We start from the raw sequence: 8,516 nt of genomic DNA on the forward strand, positions 1-8,516 counted from the left end.
AATAATGGATATTAGCCGATTATTTATCTCTGAAAAGAGATTTTTCCTTTCTGCAAAATAACTTAACTTTGCTTTCACAATTTGAAGCTGTTATATGAAAATAATTATCGCCGGCGCAGGTGAAGTAGGATTTCATTTAGCTAAATTACTCTCCTTTGAATCTCAGGATATTACGCTAATTGACCCAAATAGAGATAACCTTGCTTATGCTGACACTCATTTGGATATTAGGACCATTAAAGGCGATGCCAGTTCCATCAGAATATTAAAGGATGCGCAGGTGAAACATACAGATATGGTGATTAGTGTAACTTCAAGTGAGGCTACTAATATTACCGTATGTGTACTGGCCAAGCAGCTTGGAGCGAAAAGAACCATCGCCAGAATTTCAAATACTGAATATCTGGAAAATCAGGGAGAATTGGGATTCACCCGTTTTGGAATAGATGAACTTATTTCTCCAGAAGCGCTTGCATCACGTGAAATTGAATTACTGCTGAATCAGTCGGCGTTCAATGATAGCTACGAGTTTGAAGAGGGTGCACTAACCATGATCGGAGTTAGTTTGTCAAGAACTGCAACCTTTGTAGGAAAGACAGTAAAGGAAGCAGCCAAAATTTTTCCAGAATTAAACTTTGTTCCTATTGCAATTCAGAGATTTGGAACTCAATATACGTTGATACCGAGGGGAGACACACAATTTAAGGATGGTGATCAGGTTTACTTTATCACTCTTAAAAATGGTGTAGAGGAGTTATACAAATTAACCGGGAAAGTTCGACAGGATATCAAGAATATAATGGTGCTTGGGGGTAGTAAGATTGGTAGAAAAACCGCACAGGATCTTTGTCGGAATAATTTCAATGTTAAGCTGGTAGAGAAAGATCGAGAAAAAGCATATGAGCTGGCAGATGAACTTCCTAATGTTTTAATTATAAATGGCGATGGTCGTAATGTTGAATTACTGGAGGAAGAAAATATCCATGATATGGATGCTTTTATTGCTGTAACCGGAAATTCAGAGACTAATATTATGTCCTGTCTGGTTGCGAAGTCCAAAAGCGTTAAGAAAACTATCTCATTGGTCGAGAATATGGATTATTTTCAGCTGAGTCACTCTATTGGAATAGATACACTTATCAATAAGAAACTATTGGCGGCGAATAATATTTTCCGTTATGTAAGAAAAGGTGAGGTTGTAGCGATGACCAAGCTTAATAATATGAATGCCGAACTTCTGGAGTTTATAGTAAAACCAAATTCCCAGGTTTCAAATAAAAAGATCAAGGATCTGGATTTCCCTCGTTCAGCAATTATTGGTGGAATTATTCGCGATGGTAAAGGTTTAATCGCTCTAGGTGATTTTCTAATCAAACCTGGAGACAGAATTGTGGTTTGTTGTTTACCGAGATCTATTAACAAAGTAGAAAAACTTTTCCTCTAATGCCCAGATTGAATTATCAGATAATTCTTCATGTGATGGGATTATTGCTGCTGTGTAATGGCGGCTTTATGCTTTTAGCAACCCTTGTAAGCTATATTTATGATGACGGCGTAACTCTTGAAATTTCAACCGCTGCTCTAGTGACGTTATTTACCGGGACCTTGCTCATGTTTACAACTCGTGGTCATAGTAAGGAGGTAAAGAAAAGAGAGGGTTATATTATTGTAACCTTTGGATGGATTTTTATGGCCTTAAGTGGTAGCTTGCCTTATCTCATTAGTGAGTCTATACCAACGTTTACAAATGCGTTCTTCGAAACTATGTCTGGATACACCACTACCGGTGCCTCCATTCTTAATGATATTGAAGCGATTCCAAAGGGTATTCTATTCTGGAGAAGTCTAACCCACTGGATTGGCGGAATGGGAATAATCGTTCTAGCCATCGCAATTTTGCCATTGCTTGGAATTGGAGGGATGCAATTATTCTCTGCGGAGTCCCCTGGTCCAAGCGCAGATAAATTAAAGCCACGTATTACAGATACTGCCAAGCGTCTATGGCTTATCTATGTTTCCTATACGGTAGCTGAAACTATCCTTTTATGGGTGGCTGGAATGACCTTTTTTGATGCTATTAATCATGCGTTCAGTACACTATCTACAGGAGGTTTTTCTACCAAGAACGCAAGTTTAGCTTACTGGAACGATAATCCAGCAATTCAGTATATTATCATACTTTTCATGTTGCTGGCGGGTAGTAACTTTGTACTAAGTTACTTTGCTTTTAAGGGTCAGGTGCAAAAGATTTTGCATGATGATGAGTTCAAATGGTATATGTTTTTCATCTTTGGATTTACCGCAATTTCAGCACTAGTGGTCTATTTCCAGGCAGATGTTGCAATTTCAAGTATCGAGCATCCAATGGTTTGGGGTGAAGCAGAAAGTGCTTTCAGACATTCTCTTTTCCAGGTACTAACTGTGATCACCACTACCGGGTTTGTTTCTGCCGATTATACGATGTGGACGCCTTTTCTAACTATTCTCTATTTCGGACTGTTCTTTCTGGGTGGTTCCGCAGGGAGTACCGCTGGTGGAGTGAAGGTAATGCGTCATATTATCATGATCAAGAACGGGATCATCGAATTTAAAAGAACTTTACATCCAAATGCAATACTTCCGGTACGATTCAATGGGAAGTCGATTAGTAAGGAGATCGTTTTTAATATTCTAGGCTTTTTTATACTGTATATGCTGTCCTTTATCATTGGAGCAGTAGTATTTGCAGGAATGGGGCTGGATTTTCAAACAGCCATTGGAGGTGCTGCATCTTCACTGGGGAATATTGGACCCGCATTCGGAGGTTTAAGTCCAGTAAATAACTTTGACATATTATCAGATTTCGGAAAATGGTGGTCAGCTTTCTTGATGCTGATAGGTAGACTGGAACTATTTACTGTACTTATCATATTAACTCCATTCTTCTGGCGTAATAGATAACCTGAATTTATAGAAAAAAAACCGGCCTTGGCCGGTTTTTTTTGTTTTGTGTAAAACTGCAATTATGATAACACTTCTTTAATTCTTTTTATAGCTTCTTCGATCTGACTTTCACTTGCGGCATATGAAATACGAATACAATCAGGATTTCCAAAAGCTTCGCCAGTTACCGTGGCGACATTCGCTTTTTCTAATAATAACATCGAAAAGTCACTTGCATTTTCAATTTTAGTACCATCGATCGTTTTTCCGAAGAATGCAGAGATATTAGGGAATACATAGAACGCACCCTGAGGTTCTGTTGTTACAAATCCATCGATCTCATTAAGGTGATCAATAATCAGCTTTCTTCTTGATTTAAAAGTATCGATCATATGACTAATTTTGCTCACCGGAGCTTCCAAAGCAGTGATCACAGCACGCTGCGCAATACAGTTAGCACCACTGGTAATTTGTCCCTGCATTTTATTACAGGCTCGAGCGATGTAAGCCGGAGCTCCAATATAACCAATTCTCCATCCGGTCATGGCAAATGCCTTTGAAACACCATTTACTGTGACCGTTCGGTCATACATATCTTCAAATTGAGCCATAGACGCGTGATCTCCTACAAAATTGATATGCTCGTAGATCTCATCACTTACCACCACTATATCTGGATATTTTTTAAGTACATCTGCAAGTGCTCTTAATTCTTCCTTGCTGTACACCATTCCACTTGGATTACAGGGAGAGCTATACCAGATCATCTTGGTTTTAGGAGTAATAGAAGCTTCCAGTTGTTCAGGAGTGATCTTAAAATCGGTTACCACACTAGTTGGAACTTCCACTGGAACACCTTCTGCAAGTTTTACAATTTCAGCATAACTTACCCAGTAAGGGCAGGGTAGAAGTACCTCATCTCCGGGATTAAGAACAACCATGGCAACATTAGCCAGGGATTGCTTGGCACCGGTTGAGACAACAATCTGTGAGCGATCATAGGTAAGATCATTATCTCTTTTGAATTTAGAAATAATGGCATCCTTTAATTCAACATAACCATCGACCGGAGTATAGGAATTGTAGTTGTCATTAATGGCCTGTATTGCGGCATCCTTAATGAAATCTGGAGTATTAAAATCTGGTTCTCCAAGACTTAATCCAATAATATCCTTCCCTTCCGCTTTTAATTCTCTGGCTTTCGCGGCCATTGCAAGTGTTTGGGATGTTGCCATCGCATTTATTCGGTTCGATAGTTTTTCCTGCATGTCTTTAAATTTTTAATGATTCTGAAAATGCCACTTTATTTCAATGTAGCATCTGCTTCGGAAACATTTCAAAGTTATAATATTAAAATTTTCAGCTACTGTTTATTCAGAAAAAATGGACATAAAAAAATGCCTATTTTTGCTGAAAATTGAATGCTTTGGAACTAATAAAGAAATATTTCCCAAATTTAACTGAAGATCAACTTCAGAAGTTTGAAAAACTGGAAGAATTATATAAAGACTGGAACCTTAAAATTAACGTAGTGTCCAGAAAAGATATCGACGAATTATATATTCGCCACGTTTTACATTCTTTGGGTATAGCAAAGGTTCAGGCATTTCTTCCAGGATCAAGAGTTCTGGACGTTGGAACCGGTGGTGGTTTCCCAGGAATCCCTCTAGCGATCCTGCATCCAGAAACTAAATTCGATCTTGTTGATTCTATAGGTAAGAAAATTAAAGTGGTTGATGAGGTTTCAGAAGGTCTGGGTCTTGAGAATGTTACCACACATAATCAGCGTGTAGAAGATCTTAAAGGTCAGTATGATTTTATCGTGAGTAGAGCGGTAGCAGTAATGCCAACTTTTGTTCGCTGGGTGAAAGGTAAGATCGCTAAGGAAAGTAAGCACGATTTCAAAAATGGAATTTTATATCTGAAAGGGGGAGATCTTTCAGAAGAATTAAAGGATTATCGGACAGCCCAGATCTTTGAGCTATCCGATTATTTTGAAGAAGACTTCTATGATACTAAGAAAGTAGTCTACTTGCCTATGAAATATAAAGGTTAATTGCAAGATTATTTGGTAATGATCACCTTCTTGGAATAGATCTTTTCTCCAACATAGATCTTCACTACATACACTGCAGAACTCAATTTCTGTTGAATTCGGAGACTGATGGATTCTTCAGTAGGAATTTCGCTAAAGGTCATGATCTTCTGTCCAGATACGCTGTAAAGCTCCACAAAATCTATATTCTGAAGATCGGGATTGTACAAAGCAATCTCATCTGTCTGACGAAGGTATCTCATATCCAGAAAATCTGGGTCTGATTCTTCTATGACTTCTGGCTTTTCTTCCACTACTTCTTCTGAAACTTCCTCTTCCAGTTTCTGAAATACGATCTGGTATTTCTCATTGAAAACACCAACACTATCTGTACTCACCGTATAATCAGATTTCATCAGGTCTTGATATTCTTCAGTTGTTGTATCTAACAGATATATGTCGATATCATTCTGAATATTCTCAAGTTCATCGATCTTAATAGTGTATTCTCCGGCTTCAGCAATTTTGAAGCCTATAGGCAGGACTCTTGCTTTATTGAAGTCCGGAACACCCTGAATTACGAATTCAGATTCATCGATCATCCAGTAGAGATCTTCCACATTGTTTTCGATAAGCGGTGCGTCGTATCCAAGATCAAAGCCATCGGTAGTATTCACATCTGCAGTGGCAAGAATCTGGCGGTGATAACCTTTAGGAGATTCCAGTTTTAATCTAATCTTATGTCTCGTGTCTTTTTCATATTTATTCTCATCCGATTTTTTAGGATCATCTTCCTGAGAATGAAATTGAGAGTCTCCGGAACTTTCAGGAACGAAAACTCTATATTTATTTTTGAAAGTAATTTGTTGCGGATTTGAAGCACCCTGAGTGTTTATGAAAAATCCCTGACCTACCGGAATATATCTTCCTGGTTTCTTTGAGCCCCGTAAATCTGTCTCCGTTTCTATTCTGGAGTCGACAGAACTCGCTGAAGATACCGATCCTGACTTGTTTAAAACGGCATAGCCTCCAACGTATTCTTCCAGGTAATGGCTATTGATCTTACCAAAATGATCCCAGAAATAAAGGGTGCCATTGAAATTTTGTTGTTGTATCGCATTCTCTTCAATGAACATTTCTGAATCTATAGCCGATGGATATGGATTACCAGTAAGTAAGTTTTGATCATTTCCTACTGCCACAGAGATATCACCATTATTTGGCATACCTCTGAAGGTGTAATTTTGATGTACATTTAAATCGGCAGCACCTGAAGTTCCCTTCATACTGTAACCAATTCCAGGTTCTAGTTTAAAGGTTTCATCAAATTGAAGCCAGGTAAAATAATCATCGGCATCACCGCTAAATGTGTATAGCCAGTATGAACTTAGTACAATATCATTTCCATCTGCAGCTCGGAAACTGGGTTGGAAAGTAAAAGGATTTGTTCCGTTATATAATACAGTATTCAAAGAAAATCCCCCGTTTAAATTAGGGGTATCAATATTAGATACTGGTGAAGTCCAGTAGTTGTAATTGTAGCTATTTGCCTTTCCTTGCTGATCTATCTGTAGATTTCCAGAACTTTCCGGAGCGATAATACTACCCTCTGGCTGTATTAACTGAGATTCTCCGTTAAGATCTATCACACCATCCAGTCGTAGATAGCGAGATATAAAAAGCCCATTTCCAGATCCCTTACCACTATTTGAATTTGTAGTACCTTCAAATTCGATGGTGCCACTTTGAGAAACTAAGCCGAGTAGATTAATATTTCTAGTAGAATTCGTGATGTTATGTTTCGCAACCACAATGTTCCAATTGATCGATTGATCATTAATACCCTTTGAGTTTGGCGCATCCCAGACATCTGGATATAGCCAGGTACTCATAGTATCCCAGTTGCCATTATTGTTGGATTCGTAAGGCAGCGGAGCAGTAGTTTGTTGAGGAGAGGTAATATTGAGTAGTTTTCCAGAATTACCTTTAAAAGAGATGCCATCGATAGTATAAGCATCGAGATTCCCGCAACTTATATTATCCATTCGGTAATAGGCGTCTAGATTATTCCAGTTCAAATCAGTAGCAACTGGAATGACTTCACCAATAAGTTCATCATTTGTTCCTTTAGTGATATGTTGGTTCATCATCAATTTGATTTGGTCTTGTGTTAACGCAACATTCCAGACTCTCAACTCTTCCATCCAACCGTGATAAAAATCTCTGGTATCCAAGGAGTTTTCCATATCCATAGCTCCTAAAATCGCACGATAATCGTTAGCGGTTGGAGCGGCTCCCCCTGTGTTTTTCATAAGCAAGCCATCTATATATAATCGATACTCCCCAGTACTGGTATGTGATAGTGCAATATGATACCACCTGTCATTGTCTGTTATTTTATGAGGAGAAGAGATTGCTCCGGTTTTATCCCAATTAAATGAGACAATACCGTTAGTAATTCTTAAATCATATCCAGGGGCGCTATTGGAATAGTTACCATCTCTTTTTGATAATATGGTATGCTTACCGGAAAGAGTTTCCGGTTTAACCCAAACTTCAAGGCTAAAAGCCCCACTAAGATTAAAATTGTCGTCGAAATCAACATGATCATTCTCACCATCAAAATTAACAGTTTCACAATTGCTAATAGTTACAATCATTTCATCGCTACAACCATCTACGGTCCAGGTTAAGGTATAGGTTCCAGCTCCTGCACTAAAAGTTGCATTGGGATCATTAACATCAGAAAATTCGGGTGCTTGACAATCCGGAGAATTACCACTCCAGGACCAGGTTCCAACTTCCTGTGTGCCTGGTGCGTCACATGTTAGGCAATTTTCCGGTTTTGTGGGGTATGCTTGTTTTTGGAAGTTTTGGTTAGCTGTGAGATTATTATCGTAAGCATTAAGTTGCACCACATTTTGCCCGCATTGCTCTTCAGTATAAATAATATCCTCTCCAGCATAGGAATAAGTTACAGGAATGGTTATTAAATCTGTTCCCTCTTCATCATAAGTTCTACAACCATTGATTAATGCTGTAGCACCGTAGTCATGAACACCTGGCGATTGAGGTACAAAATTGATTGCTATACTAGTTTCTCCCTGTTCGATTGGCGACTCATCCGGATTACCAATTCCAACCGTCCATTCTAATTCCGTATCAACGGGAACTTCATTGTTGACAAATATATTGTCCATTGCCCAAACACTATTATCACTGGTGCCGGTAAAAGACCAGCGAATTCTTACACGGCTTTCACCAATATAGTCGTTAAGAGAAATTGAAGTATTATCAGTACTGAAATTATAATTTGTGGCATTGGAACCAGCTGTAGATTGAGCTGTTCCAGCTGAAAGCCATTTTAAAACACCCGAACCGGCAGCGTGCATTACTCGCAAATTGGTATAAGTAGTACCACCATCGGTTGAGATTTCAATCACAGCTACATCATCATTAGCAAAATAGAAAGCCTGATCAAAATCCAAGCTTGCTGCAGCAGCATTACTAAGATCGAGAATTGGAGTTTCTAAAGTTGTAGGTATGTTTCCAGTATATG

5 protein-coding genes are annotated in these 8,516 nt (G+C 38.6%); 3 read left to right on the forward strand and 2 right to left on the reverse strand.

The features are described 5' to 3' along the window. The first annotated feature begins 94 nt into the window (after positions 1-94). A complete protein-coding gene (trkA, locus tag ACNI3T_RS10345) occupies positions 95-1,444 on the forward strand; it encodes a Trk system potassium transporter TrkA (protein WP_418227721.1) in 1,350 nt (449 codons plus the stop codon). After that, on the forward strand, positions 1,444-2,940 hold the full coding sequence (locus ACNI3T_RS10350; protein ID WP_295181163.1) for a TrkH family potassium uptake protein: 1,497 nt from the start codon (positions 1,444-1,446) through the stop codon (positions 2,938-2,940). Before trkA ends, ACNI3T_RS10350 begins: the two co-directional genes overlap by 1 nt. Before the next feature lie 62 nt (positions 2,941-3,002). On the opposite strand, the gene ACNI3T_RS10355 is transcribed toward ACNI3T_RS10350, so the two are convergent. Then, on the reverse strand, positions 3,003-4,190 hold the full coding sequence (locus ACNI3T_RS10355) for a pyridoxal phosphate-dependent aminotransferase (protein ID WP_418227722.1): 1,188 nt from the start codon (positions 4,188-4,190) through the stop codon (positions 3,003-3,005). 158 nt (positions 4,191-4,348) lie between these two features. On the opposite strand from ACNI3T_RS10355, the gene rsmG reads away from it, so the two are divergent. Continuing rightward, a complete protein-coding gene (gene rsmG / locus ACNI3T_RS10360; RefSeq protein ID WP_418227723.1) occupies positions 4,349-4,978 on the forward strand; it encodes a 16S rRNA (guanine(527)-N(7))-methyltransferase RsmG in 630 nt (209 codons plus the stop codon). 8 nt (positions 4,979-4,986) lie between these two features. Here rsmG and ACNI3T_RS10365 read toward each other — a convergent pair. Next, on the reverse strand, positions 4,987-8,516 hold a 3,530-nt coding region (locus ACNI3T_RS10365; protein ID WP_418227724.1), incomplete at its 5' end, for a LamG-like jellyroll fold domain-containing protein.

The organism is Christiangramia qingdaonensis, from assembly GCF_048381525.1.
Taxonomy (GTDB): domain Bacteria; phylum Bacteroidota; class Bacteroidia; order Flavobacteriales; family Flavobacteriaceae; genus Christiangramia.

What these genes read in the sequence shown, in the direction of transcription:
- trkA (WP_418227721.1), top strand. Translation starts at nt 95, where the DNA reads ATGAAAATAATTATCGCCGGCGCAGGTGAAGTAGGATTTCATTTAGCT.
- ACNI3T_RS10350 (WP_295181163.1), top strand. Translation starts at nt 1,444, where the DNA reads ATGCCCAGATTGAATTATCAGATAATTCTTCATGTGATGGGATTATTG.
- ACNI3T_RS10355 (WP_418227722.1), bottom strand. Translation starts at nt 4,190, where the DNA reads ATGCAGGAAAAACTATCGAACCGAATAAATGCGATGGCAACATCCCAA.